This window comes from Acidovorax sp., from assembly GCF_046294525.1.
In the GTDB taxonomy this organism is placed as follows: domain Bacteria; phylum Pseudomonadota; class Gammaproteobacteria; order Burkholderiales; family Burkholderiaceae_C; genus Acidovorax.
This window is the reverse complement of sequence record NZ_JBKBKQ010000008.1, coordinates 42,982-59,207: the sequence shown is the minus strand read 5'-3', so window position 1 is coordinate 59,207 and position 16,226 is coordinate 42,982. Positions and strand designations below refer to the sequence as shown.

Below are 16,226 nucleotides of genomic sequence, written 5' to 3'. Positions count from 1 at the left end.
CACGCGGGCGGCGTGTGCGCATCATGGCGACCCAGCACCAACGCCTGCAGGAGACACACCGCCCCATGGATTCCATTGCATCCCCCGCCGCACTGCAAGGCGTGCGCGTCATCGAAATGGGCCAGCTCATCGCCGGGCCCTTCTGCGGCAAGACGCTGGGCGAGTTTGGCGCCGAGGTCATCAAGATCGAGGCTCCCGAGGGTGGCGACCCCCTGCGCAATTGGCGTCTGATCAAGGAGGGCACCTCTGTCTGGTGGCAAGTGCAGTCGCGCAACAAGCGCTCGGTGGCGTTGGACCTGCGGCAAAAGGAAGGCCAGGACATTGCCCGCCGCCTGATTGCCGAGGCCGATGTGCTGATCGAGAACTTCCGCCCCGGCACGCTGGAGGGTTGGGGCATGTCGCCGCAGGAGCTGCACGCGCTCAACCCCGGCCTCGTGATGCTACGCATCTCCGGCTACGGCCAGACCGGGCCGTACCGCGACCTGCCGGGTTTTGGCGCGATCGGCGAAGCCATGGGCGGCCTGCGCCACTTGACGGGCGAGCCCGGCCGCGTGCCGGTGCGCGTGGGTGTCTCGATTGGCGACACGCTGACCGCGCTGCATGGCGCCATCGGCGTGCTCACGGCGCTGTACCACCGCAAGGTCAACGGCGGCCAGGGGCAGGTGATTGACGTGGCGCTGCACGAGGCCGTGTTCAATGTGATGGAAAGCCTGATCCCCGAATACAGCGCCTTTGGCGCCGTGCGCGAGGCCGCAGGCAGCGCGCTGCCGGGCATTGCACCGAGCAACGCCTACCCTTGCACTGACGGCTGGGTGCTGGTGGCGGGCAATGGCGACAGCATCTTCAAGCGGCTGATGGACGCCATTGGCCGGCCCGACCTGGGAGCGGCGCCTGACTTGGCGAACAACGCAGGCCGCGTGGCCCGCGTGGAAGAGATCGATGCCGCCATCGGCGCCTGGAGCGCGCAGCGCACCGTGCAGCAGGTGCTGCACGCCCTGGGCGCCGCCCGCGTGCCCGCTGGCAAGGTCTACACCGCCAAGGACATTGCCGAAGACCCGCACTACCGCGCCCGCGACATGCTGTTGACGCAGCACACGCGCGACGGCTACAGCGTGGAGGTGCCAGGCATCGTGCCCAAGCTCTCGGCCACGCCCGGCACCATCCGCAGCAGCGCGCCGCACCTGGGCGACGACACCGACGCCGTGTTGGCCGAAGCGGGGCTTACCGCCGAACAGATCGCGCTGCTGCGCAGCAAGGGAGTCATTCAATGAACGCATCCCACGCGGTGTGGCAGGGCGCGGGCCGGCGCATCCACCTGCAGGAAGTCGGCCTGCGCGACGGCTTGCAGATGGAGGGAACGTTCGTCCCCACGGCCGACAAGATCGCGCTGTGCAACGCGCTGTCGGCCACGGGCGTGGCCAAGATCGAGGTGACCTCGTTCACCTCGCCCACGGCCATCCCGGCGCTCAAGGACGCCGAGATCGTGATGCGCGAGATCACGCGCCGCCCGGGCACCATCTACGCCGCGCTGGTGCCCAACCTGCGCGGGGCCGAGCGGGCCATCGAATCGCGTACGGACGAGCTGAACCTGGTGATGTCCGTCAGCAGCACGCACAACATCGCCAACCTGCGCATGACGCAGGAGCAGTCGTTCGCAGCGCTGGCACAGGTGATTGCCTTGGCACAGGGCGCGAACGTGGCGGTGAACGTGTCGCTGTCATGTGTGTTCGGCTGCCCCATGGAGGGTGATGTGCCTGAAGCCCAGGTCTTCGACTGGGTGCAGCGTTTTGTGGACCAGGGCGTGCGCGGCATCACGCTGTGCGACACCACGGGCATGGCCTTTCCCACCCAGGTGCACCAGCTCACCGCGGCCGCCCGCGCGCGCTGGCCGGGCGTGGAGTTCACGCTGCACTTCCACAACACGCGCGGCATGGGACTGGCCAATGTGCTGGCCGCCATCGACGCGGGGGCGGACCGGTTCGACGCCTCGCTGGGTGGCCTGGGCGGCTGCCCGTATGCGCCCGGCGCCAGCGGCAACGTGTGCAGCGAAGAGATCGCGCACGCACTCGGGCTGATGGGCTACGAGACAGGCGTCGATCTGGACTTGCTGCTGGCCGCCGCGCGGCAGCTGCCAGCCCTCGTCGGGCACGACATTCCCAGCCAGATCGCCAAGGCCGGCCCGCGCCTGGCGCTGCACCCGGTGCCGGCGGATTTCGAGGCCATCCGTGCCCGGGCGCTGGCCCGTTGAACCCAGCCAAATCCACACAACGACAGGAGACAAACCATGACCTACGTAGCTTCGGTATCCCGCCGCATGTTCACTGCCGCAGTGCTGTGCTGCGCCACCTTGGCGGCGGGCGCGCAAGACAAGTACCCGTCCAAGCCCATCACCCTGGTGGTGCCCCAGGCCGCAGGCGGCGCCAATGACGCCATTGCACGTGTGGTGGCGCAAAAGCTCAGCGAGCAGCTGGGCCAGAGTGTGGTGGTGGACAACCGCCCCGGTGCGGGCGGTACGCTGGCTACCGCCGCCACCGCCCGTGCGCGCAATGACGGCTACACGCTGCTGCTGACGGCCGACAGTGCGCATGTGATCGGCCCCGCGCTGTACAAGAACCCGGGCTTTGACCCGGTGAAGGACTTCGCCCCCGTGGCGCCTATTGCCACCGCCGGCTACGTGCTGGTGGCGCACCCGTCCTTCCCGGGCAACACGGTGGCCGACCTGGTGTCGCTGGCCAAGGCCAGCCCCGGCAAGTACTCGATTGCCTCGGCGGGTAACGGCACGCTGAACCATCTGATCGGCGAGATGCTGCAAAAGGCCGCGGGCATCCAGCTGCAGCACATCCCCTACAAGGGCTCGGCGGCTGCCGCCACCGACGTGGTGGGCGGGCAGGTGCCGCTGTCGGTGCAAAGCCTGCCCTCGGTCATTTCGTTCATCAAGGCCGGCAAGCTCAAGGTGCTGGGCGTGGTGAATGAAAAGCGCGTGGCCGCGCTGCCCGATGCGCCCACGATTGGCGAAACCCTGAAAGGCTTTGGCCAGGCGCCCTGGTATGCGCTGTTTGCCCCGGCCGGCACGCCCGCCCCCATCGTGGCGCAGCTGCAGGCCGAGGTGGCCCGCGCGCTGGAGCACAAGGACGTGCTCGACAAGCTGGCCGCCGTGGGCTGCGAGCCCTTCAAGGGCACTGCCGCGCAACTGGGCGCCTTGGTGCAGTCCGACCTGCCCAGGTGGAGCCGCGTGGTCAAGGAGACCGGCGCCACGGTGGACTGACCCGCCTAATTTCCTCTTCTCTTTCTCTTCTTTCCTTGCAACAACACCCACAACGGAGACACCGCGTGACCCTGAACCGCAAACATTTCAATGCCCTGGCCCTCGCAGCCCTGGCTGCAGGCCTGGTCGGCAATGCCGCCGCCCAAGCCGCCTACCCCAGCAAGACCGTGACCATGGTGGTGCCCACCGCCGCCGGCGGCACCACCGACCTGTCGGCCCGCATGCTCGCGCAGGCCCTGGGGCCGGTCCTGGGCCAGTCGGTGGTGGTGGACAACAAGGGCGGCGGCAACGGCAACATTGCCGCCAGCATCGTCAAGCGCGCCGAGGCGGACGGCCACACGCTGTTCATGCAGTACTCGGGCTACCACGTCATCTCGCCCCACATCACCAAGCAAAAGCAATGGGAGCAGGCTGACTTCCAGCCCGTGGCCAATGTCATCTCGGCCCCGCAGATCATCGTGGTGCGGGCCGATCTGCCCGTGAAGACGCTGCCAGAGCTGATCGCCTACGCCAAGGCCAACCCCGGCAAGCTCAACTACGCCTCGTCGGGCAACGGCTCGCTGCAGCACGTGACCGGCGCCATGCTGGAACAGCAGGGCGGCATCAAGATGGTGCACGTGCCCTACAAGGGCACCGGCCCCGCGCTGCAGGACCTGTTGGGCGGCCAGGTGGACCTGACCTTCGGCACCGCGCCGCCCTTCATGCCCCACATCGCCAGCGGCAAGCTGCGCGTGCTGGCCGTGACCGGCAAGGAGCGCCTGGCCAGCCTGCCCGACGCGCCCACCACGGCCGAGGCGGGCTACCCCAAGGTCGATGCCACCTCGTGGTTCGCCGTGTTCGCGCCCGCTGGCGTGCCCAAGCCGGTGGTGGACAAGCTCACGGCCGACATCCGCACCGTGGTCCAAAGCGCGGCCTTCAAGCAAAAAGCGCAAGAGCAGGGCGCCACGGCCGACTACCAGACTCCGGCGCAGCTGGGCGACAAGGTGAAGGCGGACTTGGCCAATTGGGCGACGGTGGTCAAGGCCTCGAAGATCGAGGCGGAATAGGCATAAAAATGGCCTCCAGCGCTTGATGGATAAGCGCTGGAAGCTATGGTTTTAGGAGTTTGATGGCGCCGTGGTGCCTCGCGCCACAATACCCGCCATGTCCCATTCCGATGAACTCCTGGCGCAGGTGGCTGCGCTGCCCGCGCTGCCCGGCGTCTACCGCTATTTTGACGCCCAGGGCGCGCTGCTCTACGTGGGCAAGGCGCGGCACCTCAAGCGCCGCGTGTCCAGCTACTTCACCAAGAACCATGGCGGCACGCGCATCGGCCACATGGTCAGCAAGATCGTGCGCATGGAGACCACCGTGGTGCGCTCCGAGGCCGAGGCGCTGCTGCTGGAGAACAACCTCATCAAGACGTTGAACCCCAAGTTCAACATCCTGTTCCGCGACGACAAGAGCTATCCCTACCTCAAGATCACCGGCACGCCGGGCGCCCACACGCGCGGCGAGGTGCTGGGGCAGGTCTTCCCGCGCATGGCCTATTACCGGGGCTCTGTGGACAAGAAGCACCGCTACTTCGGCCCGTACCCCAGCGCCTGGGCCGTGAAGGAATCCATCCAGTTGCTGCAAAAGGTGTTCCGGCTGCGCACGTGCGAAGACACGGTGTTTGCCAACCGCACGCGGCCCTGCCTGCTGTACCAGATCAAGCGCTGCACGGGCCCCTGCGTGGACCTGATCTCGCCGGAGGCCTATGCGGTGGACGTGCAGAACGCCGAAGCCATGCTGCGCGGCGAGACGCAGGAACTGCTCCAGGCACTGGAGCAGCGGATGATGGCGCACTCCGAGAAGCTCGAATTCGAGCAGGCCGCCGACGTGCGCAACCAGATCCAGGCGCTGTCGCGCGTGCTGCACCAGCAGTCCATCGAGACCGCGGACGACAAGGATGTGGACATCCTCGCCGTGCGGGTGCAGGGCGGCCGCGCCTGCGTGAACCTGGCCATGGTGCGCGGCGGGCGGCACCTGGGCGACCGGCCGTACTTTCCGGTGCATGTGGAAGACGCCGCGGCCGTGTTTGAGGAAGAGGGCGACGACGCGCAAGCCGAGAGCGGGAGCAAGCCTGCCCGCCCGGTGGAGGTCCAGGTGCTGGAGGCCTTCATCGCCCAGCACTACATTGGCGTGCCTGTGCCCCCGGTGCTGGTGACCAGCGTGCCGGTGGACAAGGCGCTGATGGAGGCGTTGTCGGACCAGGCCGGCCTGCGCGTGAACGCCATCCACCAGCCGCGCGAGCAGCGCCGCGCGTGGTTGGACATGGCGCAGAAGAACGCCGACCTGCAACTGGCCCGCCTGCTGGCGGAGGAGGGCTCGCAGCAGGCCCGCACCCGCGCCCTGGCCGAGGCGCTGGACCTGCCGCCCGAGGACCTCGACCAGCTCACCATTGAGTGCTTCGACATCTCGCACACGGCGGGCGAATCCACGCAGGCATCCTGCGTCGTGTTCCACCACCACAAGATGCAAAGCAGCGAATACCGCCGCTACAAGATCGAAGGCATCACCGGCGGCGACGACTACGCCGCCATGCGCCAGGTGCTCACGCGCCGCTACAGCAAGGTGGCCGAAGCCGCGCGCGAGGCCGGCGGCATCGACTTTGCCGCGCCCCCGCCGCCCGATACCGAGGCGGCGGCAGGGGCGGTCAAACCCAAGGGCGTGGCGCGCCTGCCCGATCTGGTGCTGATCGACGGCGGCAAGGGCCAGGTCGCCGTGGCGCGCGAGGTGTTCACTGCGCTGGGGCTCGACCTCACGCGCATCGTCGGCGTCGAGAAAGGCGAGGGCCGCAAGGTGGGCCTGGAAGAACTGGTGTTTGCCGATGGCCGCGAAAAGATCTACCTGGGCAAGGACTCGGCCGCGCTGATGCTGGTGGCGCAGATCCGCGACGAGGCGCACCGGTTTGCCATCACCGGCATGCGCGCTGCCCGCGCCAAGGTGCGCGTGGGCGGTGGGCAGCTGGAGGAAATCCCGGGCGTGGGGCCTAAGAAGCGGGCCCGGCTGCTGCAGCGCTTTGGCGGCGTGCGCGGCGTGGCCGCAGCCAGTGTGGAGGACCTGGCCACCGTGGAGGGCATCTCGCACGACCTGGCCGAAGAGATTTACCGGGCCCTGCGCTGAAACGCTTTGATTCCAACCCTGGCTGCGACCGCGCGCCGTGACACAATCGCCGCCATGTTCTGGACAATCCCCACCCTGATGACCTGGACGCGCATCGTCGCGATACCTTTGATCGTGGGGGTGTTCTATGCGCCGCTGGATCCCGCCACGCGCAATCTCATCGCCACGGTGATGTTCATCGTGTTCGCCGCCACCGACTGGCTGGACGGCTACCTGGCCCGCAAGCTCAACCAGACCTCGTCCTTCGGCGCCTTCCTGGACCCGGTGGCCGACAAGTTCCTGGTGTGCGCATCGCTGCTGGTGCTGGTGCACCTGCAGCGCGCCGACGTGTTCGTGGCGCTCATCATCATTGGCCGCGAGATCGCGATCTCGGCCCTGCGCGAATGGATGGCGCAGATCGGCGCGAGCAAGAGCGTGGCCGTGCACATGATCGGCAAGGTCAAGACCACGGTGCAGATGGTGGCCGTCCCGTTCTTGCTGTTTGACGGCCGCCTGTTCGGCGTCATCGATACGGGCGTGTGGGGCACCTGGCTCATTTGGGTATCAGCGGTGCTCACGGTGTGGTCGATGGTGTACTACCTGCAAAAGGCGTTGCCCGAAATCCGGGCCCGCGTCAAATAGACAGTTTCAAGCATTTTGTGCCGCTGGCGCTTGCTGTATAAGCGCTGGTAGCTATATTTTCAGGAGCAATTGAAATGGCAAAACACCGCATCGCCGTGGTGGCTGGCGACGGCATTGGCAAGGAAGTCATGCCCGAAGGCCTGCGGGTGATGGATGCCGCTGCGCGCCGGTTCGGCATCGACCTGCAGTTCGACCACTTCGATTTCTCAAGCTGGGACTATTACGAAAAGCACGGCAAGATGCTGCCCGACAACTGGAAGGACCAGATCGGCGGCCACGAAGCCATCTACTTTGGCGCCGTCGGCTGGCCCGAGAAGATCGCCGACCATGTTTCGCTGTGGGGCTCGCTGCTGCTGTTCCGCCGGGAGTTTGACCAGTACATCAACCTGCGCCCCGCACGCCTCATGCCCGGCGTGATTGCGCCGGTGGTGCGCCGCGACGGCAGTCCGCGCCAGCCCGGCGAAATCGACATGATGATCGTGCGCGAGAACACCGAGGGCGAATACTCCAGCATCGGCGGCCGCATGTTCGAAGGCACGCCGCGCGAGATCGTGATGCAGGAGACCGTGATGTCCCGCCACGGCGTGGACCGCGTGCTGAAATTCGCATTCGAACTCGCCCAGTCGCGGCCCAAGAAGCACCTTACCAGCGCCACCAAGTCCAACGGCATCGCCATCACCATGCCGTACTGGGACGAGCGCGTGGCCGAGATGGCCAAGGCCTATCCCGATGTGAAGGTGGACAAGTTCCACATCGACATCCTCACCGCGCACTTCGTCCAGCGGCCCGACTTCTTTGACGTGGTGGTAGCCAGCAACCTGTTTGGCGACATCCTGTCGGACTTGGGCCCAGCCTGCACTGGCACCATCGGCATCGCGCCCAGCGCCAACCTCAATCCAACGCGCACCATGCCTTCGCTGTTCGAGCCGGTGCACGGCTCGGCACCCGACATCGCAGGGCAGGGCATCGCCAACCCCATAGGCCAGATTTGGTGCGGCGCGATGATGCTCGACTTTTTGGGCTACCGGTCCGCGCACGACGCGGTGCTGCAGGCCATCGAAGCCGTGCTCGACCCCGCCGCAGCCGGCCCGCGCACCCCCGACCTGGGCGGCCGCGCAACCACCCAGGACATGGGCCGAGCCATTGCAAGCGTGCTGTAAGAATGCCGTAAACGGGCCGCGCGCCCGCGCCAATTGCGGAGTGTCAATACGGAATGCTGCCCATACGGCGTGTTTGAGACAAAAACGCCTTGCAAGCCCGGCGGCTGTGGGAAATGCGAATAGAATTCATCGCAACGCTGCCGCAAAACAGCGTGTTGTATTGACACCCGGAAACTCGATGGCTTTAATCTGATGCAGCAGCACCTGCTGTGTATGCCAGTCATTCCCCCGTCCGAACCCCACCAGCCCAGCGGGCTGCGCTTTTTGACGTGTGAAGGCCAGATATCCGCGAGACATTCCATCAACTCTTTTCCGAGAGGCTTCTTGTGAACAAAACCGAACTGATTGAGCACATCGCTAACAACGCCGACATCTCCAAGGCCGCTGCTGCGCGTGCCCTGGAATCCACGATCGAGGCAGTCAAGAAGACCCTGAAGAAGGGCGGCACCGTATCGCTCGTCGGTTTCGGCACCTTTGCAGTAGGCAAGCGCGCAGCCCGTACCGGCCGCAATCCCCGCACCGGCGATACGATTAAAATCAAAGCTGCTAAAGTTCCGAAGTTTCGTCCTGGCAAGGCGTTGAAAGACGCCTTGAACTGAGGATCAGTTTAGGTGGGGTCCTTAGCTCAGTTGGTAGAGCGGCTCCTTTACACGGAGTAGGTCGGCGGTTCGAGACCGTCAGGACCCACCACCACCGAACAAAGGCGAACGCAAGTTCGCCTTTTGTTTTTTGTCTTCTGAAAGATCGACCATGTTTGAATCCATCCGCAAGCACTCCAAGATCGTGATGATCTTCTTGTTCTTGCTGATCATTCCTTCGTTTGTGCTGGTGGGCATCGACAGCAACTACTTCTCTGAAAAGAGCCCTGTGGTGGCGCGTGTGGATGGCAACAACATCAACCAGACAGACTGGGACAACGCCCACCGCGTTGAGACCGACCGCATGCGCGCACAGTCTCCCACGGTCGATCCCAAGCTGCTCGATTCCCCGCAGGCGCGCTACGCCACGCTAGAGCGTTTGGTGCGCGACCGCGTGCTCGCCGCTGCCGCACGCGACATGCACTTGGTGACCACCGATGCGCGGCTGGCCCGCAGCTTGCAGGAGATCCCAGCCATCGCAGGCCTCAAGCGCGCCGACGGCACGCTCGACGCCGAGGCCTACCGTGCCCTGGTGGGTGCCCAGGGCCTGACGCCCGAAGGGTTTGAAGCCAACGTACGGCGCGATCTGTCGGTCAACCAGGTCATGGGCGGCGTGATGGGCTCGGTGTTTGGCACCGACGCGCAGATCAAAGTCGCTCTGGATCCGCTGTATCAGCGCCGTGAAATCCAGGTTGCGCGTTTCAATCAGGCTGATTTCGCAGCCAAGGTGACGCCGACCGACGCCGACCTGGAGGCCTATTACCAGGCACATCCCGCGCAGTTCCAGCAGACCGAACAGGCGGCGGTGGAGTATGTAGTGCTTGATGTCGATAGCGTGAAGGGCGGCATCACCCTTAACGAAGGCGACCTGCGCACCTACTACACCGAGAACTTGGCCCGTTTGGCCGGCAAGGAAGAGCGCCGTGCAAGCCACATCCTCATCAATGCCTCCAAGGACACCTCGGCCGCAGACCGCGAGAAGGCCAAGGCCCGCGCAACGGCCTTGCTGGAGCAGGTGCGCAAGGCGCCAGGCACTTTTGCCGAAGTCGCCAAGAAATCATCGGAAGACACCGGCTCTGCCGGCCAGGGTGGCGACCTGAACTTCTTTGGCCGCGGCGCCATGGTTAAGCCGTTTGAAGACGCGGCCTTCGCCCTGAAGAAAGGCGAAATCAGCGACGTGGTCGAGACCGACTTCGGCTACCACATCATCCAGCTCACGGACATCAAGACGCCCCGCCAGCCCACTTTTGAAGAGCTGCGTCCATCTCTCGAAGCGGAGCTGAAGCAGCAGCAGGCGCAACGCAAGTTTGCCGAAGTGGCGGAAACATTTACCAACGGCGTGTATGAGCAGTCCGACAGCCTGCAGCCCGTCGCCGACAAGCTCAAGCTCAAGATCCAGACCGCCACCGGTGTGACCCGCACGCCTGCTCCTGGCGCAACGGGCCCTCTGGCCAACGCTAAGCTGCTGGAAGCACTGTTTGCATCGGACTCGCTGCAAAACAAGCGCAACACCGAAGCCGTCGAGATCGGCCCCAGCCAGCTTGCCGCAGCGCGCGTCACCACATACACGCCAGCCCGCACGCTGCCGTTGGAAGAAGTGCGCGCCCGTGTGCGCACCTTGTACATCGCCGAAAAGGCCGCGCAGCTTGCCCGTGCTGAGGGAGAGGCGAAGCTGGCCGCATGGAAGGCCGCGCCCGCTTCCGCCACGGGCCTGACGGCCGCGACCGAAGTGTCTCGCGAACAGCCGCAAAACCTCCCCCGCACCATCATCGACGCAGCCCTGCGCGCCCCGGCAGACGCCTTGCCCGCCTGGATTGGGGTGGATCTGGGCCCCGAAGGATATGCGGTGCTCAAGGTTAATCGCATCATCGCTCGTGAAGCGCCAGATGCCCAACGTGCAGCCCAGGAGCGGCAGCAGTACCTGCAGTGGTGGACCACGGCAGAAGGCTTGGCGTACTATGAATTGCTCAAGCAGCGCTTCAAGGTGCAGATCAAGGCGCCTCGTCCCGGTGCGATTGCGCAGGCAGGCGTAGAAAATTGACGAATTTGGGTTCGGGATGAAAATCCCGGGCTATAATACAAAGCTACGGTGGCTGTAGCTCAGTTGGTAGAGTCCAGGATTGTGATTCCTGTTGTCGTGGGTTCGAGCCCCATCAGCCACCCCAAATACAAAAGCCTTGCAACGTTTTGCGTCGCAAGGCTTTTTGCTTTGGCGACGTCAACGGTGGCTCTGACGCGATGGCACCCCGCATACTGCGTGCTCTAACTTTCAGGAGCTTTTTGATGAGCCTTGTGATTCGCGATGCGTCGCCAAGTGAGAAACGTGGCAATGCCATGTCCGCAGCCCTTGCCAAGGAGCAACTGGAGTACGCAATCCAGATCGTGCGAGAAGTGCTTCCCAAAAGTGCTGAGGATGGAGCTTTGATTGGGGCTGTGGTGCAAGCAATTGCAATGAACTACGCAGCCGTTCCCCAGCCCAACAGATAGCCGCCCGTAGCGCTACGCACACCCTTCACGCACTGGCTATCTGGGTGGGGCGCTTGCGAAAATCGGACCGTGTTGGAAGAAGACCACGCAACGAGCCGTGCATGGCCTGCCCGGAGGGACTCGAACCCCCGACCTATAGCTTAGAAGGCTATTGCTCTATCCAGTTGAGCTACGGGCAGATGGGTGTTGGGCAGGGGGTGCCTACTTACCTCGCGAATTTCTCCGCGTCTGCATGAAACACAGAGGTTGGATCATACCCGGGCTGTGGGACGGGCGAGCGCTGTGTCCATGTGTTTTCGCGACAGGGCGGGTGTTGTGAGGGTATAACGGGAGCGCGCTCAGCGATTCCCTCCCTCATCTGATTGTCCTCATGGCACACAGCGTCGCACTGATCCACACCATCGCAGCCGCGCTGGGACTAGCGCTTGCGCTCGGTTTTTTTGCAACCTGGCTGCGGCTTCCGGCTCTGGTGGGATATTTGCTGGCAGGCGTGGTGTTGGGGCCCTTCACGCCGGGTTTTGTGGCTGACGCAGGCCTGGCCAGCCAATTGGCCGAGATAGGGGTGATGCTTCTGATGTTTGGTGTAGGCCTGCACTTCTCGTTGGGAGATCTGCTCGCTGTGCGGAAGATTGCAGTGCCCGGAGCCGTGGTGCAGATGATGGTCGCCACCGCATTGGGAATGTCGCTGGCCATCTGGTGGGGCTGGGGGCTAGGGGGAGCATTGGTTTTTGGCCTGGCACTGTCGGTGGCAAGCACGGTGGTGCTGTTGCGCGCACTCGAGACACTGGGGATTTTGGACACCCACACGGGCCGTATTGCCGTGGGTTGGCTGGTGGTGGAAGACCTCGCCATGGTGTTGGTACTGGTGTTGCTGCCGCCCTTGGCGGGCTGGCTGGGTGGGACGACCCAGGACGTGGATGGTGCCAACCTGTGGAAGACGCTGGGCTGGACTCTGCTGCAGGTGGGTGGGTTTGTGGCGCTCATGCTGCTCGTGGGACGTCGCCTGTTCCCCTGGGTTTTGTGGCAGGTGGCCCGCACCGGGTCGCGCGAACTGTTCACTCTGTGTGTGGTGGCGGCGGCGGTGGGTATCGCCTTCGGATCTGCGGCGCTGTTTGGGGTCTCGTTCGCATTGGGCGCTTTTTTTGCAGGCATGGTGATGCGCGAGTCGGAGTTCAGTCACCGTGCGGCGCACGAGTCGCTGCCGCTGCGTGATGCGTTTGCCGTGTTGTTCTTCGTCTCCGTCGGCATGTTGTTCAACCCAGCTGTTCTCTGGGACCGTCCACTGCAGGTGCTGGCCGTGGTGGGGATCATCATGGTAGGCAAGACGCTGGCGGCCGCAGGCCTCGTACTGGCTTTCCGCTATCCGCTCAATACAGCGCTGACGGTGTCGGCGAGCCTGGCGCAGATTGGCGAGTTCTCGTTCATTCTGGTGGCGCTGGGTGCTTCGCTGGGGTTGTTGCCCCCGGAAGCCGCTAGCTTGGTGCTGGCGGGGGCGCTGATTTCCATGGCTTTGAACCCGCTGCTGTTCCACACCATTGCGCCGCTGCAGGCGTGGCTGCTGGCGCGATCGGCCCTGGCGCGCAGGCTTGAGCAGCGCGATGACCCGTTGGCCGAGCTGCCCATGAGCACCGATTCGCGCTATCTGGCCCGGCAGGTGGTGCTGGTGGGGTACGGCCGCATTGGGCGCCGCGTGGCCAGTGCACTGATAGCAAGCGACATCCCATTTGTGGTGGCTGAGCAAAACCGGGAACTGGTGGAGGCGCTGCGTGCGGACGGCGTAGCCGCGGTGTTTGGCGATGCCACCGATCCTGCCGTATTGATCCAGGCGCATATTGCGCGCGCTGCCATGGTGGTGATCGCAACACCGGGCACGCTTGACGTGCGACAGATCATCGACACGGCCAAGACGCTCAACCCCGCCATCGAAACGGTAGTGCGCAGTCACAGCGATGAAGATGCGCGCCGTTTGCGGCAGGAGTGGGGCAGCACGGTCTTTGTGGCCAACGATGCACTGGCTGTGGCCATCTCACAACACGTGCTGGAACGCACGCAGTCCCGGCGGTCGCGGCCTACCGCGCCGGCGCCTTTGCATGAGCGAGGCTGATGAAAGCAGGGTAAAAAAGTGGCTCTAGCGCTTTCTGGATAAGCGCTAGTAGCTATGATTTTTGAAGTGGTTGTCTGAATGCTGCGGGTTTGCGCTTGATGTGCGCGGCGGCTTGACGCATCTGGATGCGCTAGGCAAATGCCGGTCGCCCCAGGGGCCCTCAGTTTTCCTCGAACACCAGCGAAGGAACCGCCATGACGCGCGCAGCTTGGCCCAGTTCTTCGATCACGCGGTTGGCAAAGTAGCTATTCTGCGTATCAGGTTCCAGCGCGGCCACGGCCAGATTGGCGCGGGGCTGGTTCAGGGGCACGTAGTAACTGCCGGCAGGCACGTCGATGGCGCTGCGCATGGGCGAGACCTGCACTCGCACGATGCCGGTGTCGCCTGCAATGGTGCCGATCACGTCCCGGCGCTCACTCGTTTCGCGGGCAGTTTCCCGGTAAGTGTCGGCGAGGACCGAGCCTGGCTCGGCAATGCGCAGCACCTGCAAGCCCAGCAATTTGAGGCGCTCGACCGCAGCAGTAGAGTCCGCAGCCAGCCAGTAACCACAAGGCCGGGCTCGGGTCTTGGTGGGCTTGAGGGTCAGCGACGAATTCCAGTCCACACGGATGACCTTGTCCGCCCCGGTCTCGGGGTCCAGGAAGTCGAGGTCGCGCTGCGTGGGGGTGGCCGCTGCCTCCACCACGACTTGGTCGCGGCATGCCTGTGCGCTGATGTCGCGGACCACGAACGACCGCACCTGCTCCAGGTTGGCTGCACGGTCGGCCGTGCTGCGCAGCGCGCTCGTGATGGCAGTGACCTGGGCGTGCACGCGGCGCTGGATGTGCATGCGGCCGATGCCGACGCCCCGCGTCTCGATGAGCAGGCTGACCGTGTTCTTGAGGCCGTTCACGTTGCGGCCGGTGTCGGGCTGCGTGCCGCCCATCGAGATGCTTTTGTCGTCCGCGCGGGTCGATGTGGTGTAGTACCAGTCGCTCGCCAGCCCTTGCGCCTTGAGCGCTGCCATCATGGGCTGGTGGTACCACTCGTGCGAAGCCTTGGTCAGAAACTCGGGGTAGTTCGCTGTGGTGGTGTACTGCAGCAGAGCGTCATAGCGCTGGATGGCATTGAACTTCTGCAGGTATCGGCCGACCACCGTGTACTCGTGGGCGTCCACGACCAGGACGGGGCGGTAGTCATTCACCACGCGGGCCAGCGCGCGCGCTTCCGGCGTATTGAGCAGTAGATGGTCACGGTTCATGTCCACGCCGTTGGCCGTGACGCGTGTGCTGGCCGTCGCGCCGTCCGGGTTGGCCCTGGGAATGATGACCACATTGATTTTGTCAAGCAGCGGTTCCAGCAGGCCTTGGGTCAGCTCGCGGCTGATGACGAGCAATGCCTCCGCACCGGCGGGCTCGTCGCCGTGCTGCTGCCCGACCAGCACTACCGTAGGACGGCCGCTGGTGTCGAGCGTGGCTGGGTCTGTGCCCGCTGCGCGGGTCGCCAGCAGGCCAAGGATGGGCTCGCCGCGCTGCGACATCCCCAGGTCCAGCAGGCGCGTGCGGGTGCCGTCGCTTTGGGGTGCCTCGGCCAGCGACCTCAGCCATTGGCCCAGTTCTGCATTCGTGGTGAAGGCGCGACGGTCCTGGCCGAGGCCAGGCGTGCTGTATGTGACGGAAGGATCCGGAAAACGGGCGGCGACCGCTGGTCCGTAAGGCGGTGCCATGGGGCCCTCGTTCTGCACCACCAAAGGCACTGGTGGAGGCAGGGGACTGGCAATGGCGGCGGTTTGGGGGGGGTGCGGGGTTTGATCCGCCTGACCGAGCGGAGCAGGAACCACAACGCCCTGCTGAGTACGGGGCAAGGGCGCCGGAGCAGGCGCTACGGGCCGCTGGGCGGTGGGCGTACTGGGCCAGGGCGGTAGTGGTGTGCTGGAGCACGCAGCCAGCAGAACAGCGGCCAGCAAGGCTGATGCTCTCCATGCCTGTCGCGGGGACGTAGAAAGCACAGAAGTCGACAGCGGGGTCTGTGGTCGGCGTTGGAGGTGGAGCATGGTCATGGTGTGAGTCTGCCGGGGGCGGGCCCGGGCCCTTGTGTTACGGCGATGTTACCTGTGCGTTACCCGCCGGCTGTGTCAGCGTACATCCCGTTGCAAAGCCGCGGTTGACAGCAGGAGCCGGGTTGGCATTGCAACCGCAGCAGTGTCAGGGGTGTCTCAGCGCTGCGGACCGAGTGCCCTGCCGCAGAGCACGTGTACCCCCGGCGGCGCAGTCTGTACGGCGCGAACCAGCGCCTGCCCCACATCGCTGGCAGGGCGTGCGCGGTAGTTGTGGGGCACCAGCGGATTGAGCCACCGGAACAGGCCCATGGACAAAGATTCGGCAGGGCGGTGCGCCTGTTGCAGCGCCTGCCGGTCGCCCATGAGCAGCGCGGGTCGCGCGATGACCAGCACCTCAAACCCCAGGTTGCGCAGGTCGCGCTCGACCTCGCCTTTTACCCGGTTGTAGAAGATGCGGGATGCAGGATCCGCCCCCATGGCGCTGACCACGCCGCAGCGCGTGGCGCCGGCTGCACGTGCCGCCTGAGCGGTGGCCAGGACGGCGCCATGGTCCACTGCACGAAAGACCTGCTGGCTGCCGGCGGCTGCGATCGTGGTGCCCAACGCGATGTACACGTCGTCCACTGGCGGCAGCGCCGGGAGGGCTGCAAAATCGACCGCGTGCAGTTGCAGGCGGGGGTTGCTGGCAGCGGGCCCCCGCCGCCCCGCACCATAAAGCACGTGGACTGCAGGCGCTGCTGCAGCGCTGCCGGGATGTTGATCAGTG

13 protein-coding genes and 3 tRNA genes are annotated in these 16,226 nt (G+C 65.0%); 13 read left to right on the top strand and 3 right to left on the bottom strand.

The genetic code is table 11. The features are described from left to right. Window positions 1-65: 65 nt before the first annotated feature. The 12 genes from ACK4HJ_RS10080 to ACK4HJ_RS10025 all read left to right on the top strand — a co-directional run bounded on the left by ACK4HJ_RS10080 (window position 66) and on the right by ACK4HJ_RS10025 (window position 11,318). Window positions 66-1,271 (top strand): CaiB/BaiF CoA transferase family protein, encoded by a 1,206-nt coding sequence (locus tag ACK4HJ_RS10080; RefSeq protein ID WP_409830661.1) that lies wholly within the window; start codon window positions 66-68, stop codon window positions 1,269-1,271. Continuing rightward, the gene (locus ACK4HJ_RS10075) at window positions 1,268-2,248 is read left to right on the top strand and encodes a hydroxymethylglutaryl-CoA lyase (protein ID WP_409830659.1); all 981 of its coding nucleotides are present in this window, start codon (window positions 1,268-1,270) and stop codon (window positions 2,246-2,248) included. The genes ACK4HJ_RS10080 and ACK4HJ_RS10075 overlap by 4 nt, the downstream gene beginning before the upstream one ends. Before the next feature lie 66 nt (window positions 2,249-2,314). Then, window positions 2,315-3,265 carry a Bug family tripartite tricarboxylate transporter substrate binding protein gene (locus ACK4HJ_RS10070; protein WP_409830854.1) on the top strand — a complete coding sequence of 317 codons (951 nt, stop codon included), beginning with the start codon at window positions 2,315-2,317 and terminating at the stop codon, window positions 3,263-3,265. A gap of 65 nt (window positions 3,266-3,330) precedes the next feature. Beyond that, entirely contained in the window at window positions 3,331-4,311 is a 981-nt protein-coding gene (locus ACK4HJ_RS10065; protein ID WP_409830656.1) for a Bug family tripartite tricarboxylate transporter substrate binding protein, read from the top strand. A 97-nt stretch (window positions 4,312-4,408) separates the two neighbouring features. Beyond that, entirely contained in the window at window positions 4,409-6,412 is a 2,004-nt protein-coding gene (uvrC, locus tag ACK4HJ_RS10060; protein WP_409830653.1) for an excinuclease ABC subunit UvrC, read from the top strand. A 54-nt stretch (window positions 6,413-6,466) separates the two neighbouring features. Further along, the gene (gene pgsA / locus ACK4HJ_RS10055) at window positions 6,467-7,033 is read left to right on the top strand and encodes a CDP-diacylglycerol--glycerol-3-phosphate 3-phosphatidyltransferase (protein ID WP_409830651.1); all 567 of its coding nucleotides are present in this window, start codon (window positions 6,467-6,469) and stop codon (window positions 7,031-7,033) included. Between the two features lie 74 nt (window positions 7,034-7,107). Beyond that, the gene (locus ACK4HJ_RS10050) at window positions 7,108-8,193 is read left to right on the top strand and encodes a tartrate dehydrogenase (RefSeq protein WP_409830648.1); all 1,086 of its coding nucleotides are present in this window, start codon (window positions 7,108-7,110) and stop codon (window positions 8,191-8,193) included. Between the two features lie 326 nt (window positions 8,194-8,519). Further along, window positions 8,520-8,792: an HU family DNA-binding protein gene (locus tag ACK4HJ_RS10045; RefSeq protein ID WP_007858657.1), complete on the top strand. Its 273-nt coding sequence runs from the start codon at window positions 8,520-8,522 to the stop codon at window positions 8,790-8,792. 15 nt (window positions 8,793-8,807) lie between these two features. Continuing rightward, a tRNA-Val gene (locus ACK4HJ_RS10040) sits at window positions 8,808-8,883 on the top strand. Window positions 8,884-8,943: 60 nt separating this feature from the next. After that, window positions 8,944-10,872 carry a SurA N-terminal domain-containing protein gene (locus tag ACK4HJ_RS10035; RefSeq protein WP_409830643.1) on the top strand — a complete coding sequence of 643 codons (1,929 nt, stop codon included), beginning with the start codon at window positions 8,944-8,946 and terminating at the stop codon, window positions 10,870-10,872. 48 nt (window positions 10,873-10,920) lie between these two features. Further along, window positions 10,921-10,996, top strand: a tRNA-His gene (locus tag ACK4HJ_RS10030). Window positions 10,997-11,114: 118 nt separating this feature from the next. Next, window positions 11,115-11,318, top strand: coding sequence for a hypothetical protein (locus tag ACK4HJ_RS10025; protein ID WP_409830640.1), 204 nt, complete (start codon window positions 11,115-11,117; stop codon window positions 11,316-11,318). A gap of 102 nt (window positions 11,319-11,420) precedes the next feature. Here ACK4HJ_RS10025 and ACK4HJ_RS10020 read toward each other — a convergent pair. Further along, a tRNA-Arg gene (locus ACK4HJ_RS10020) sits at window positions 11,421-11,497 on the bottom strand. A 191-nt stretch (window positions 11,498-11,688) separates the two neighbouring features. On the opposite strand from ACK4HJ_RS10020, the gene ACK4HJ_RS10015 reads away from it, so the two are divergent. After that, window positions 11,689-13,422, top strand: a complete 1,734-nt coding sequence (locus ACK4HJ_RS10015) for a cation:proton antiporter (protein ID WP_409830637.1) — start codon at window positions 11,689-11,691, stop codon at window positions 13,420-13,422. A 160-nt stretch (window positions 13,423-13,582) separates the two neighbouring features. Here the strand turns inward: ACK4HJ_RS10015 and ACK4HJ_RS10010 are convergent, their stop codons facing one another. Further along, on the bottom strand, window positions 13,583-15,454 hold the full coding sequence (locus ACK4HJ_RS10010; protein ID WP_409830852.1) for a M14 family metallocarboxypeptidase: 1,872 nt from the start codon (window positions 15,452-15,454) through the stop codon (window positions 13,583-13,585). Window positions 15,455-15,616: 162 nt separating this feature from the next. Next, a complete protein-coding gene (locus tag ACK4HJ_RS10005) occupies window positions 15,617-16,180 on the bottom strand; it encodes a nucleoside-diphosphate sugar epimerase (RefSeq protein WP_409830634.1) in 564 nt (187 codons plus the stop codon). Between the last annotated feature and the right edge of the window lie 46 nt (window positions 16,181-16,226).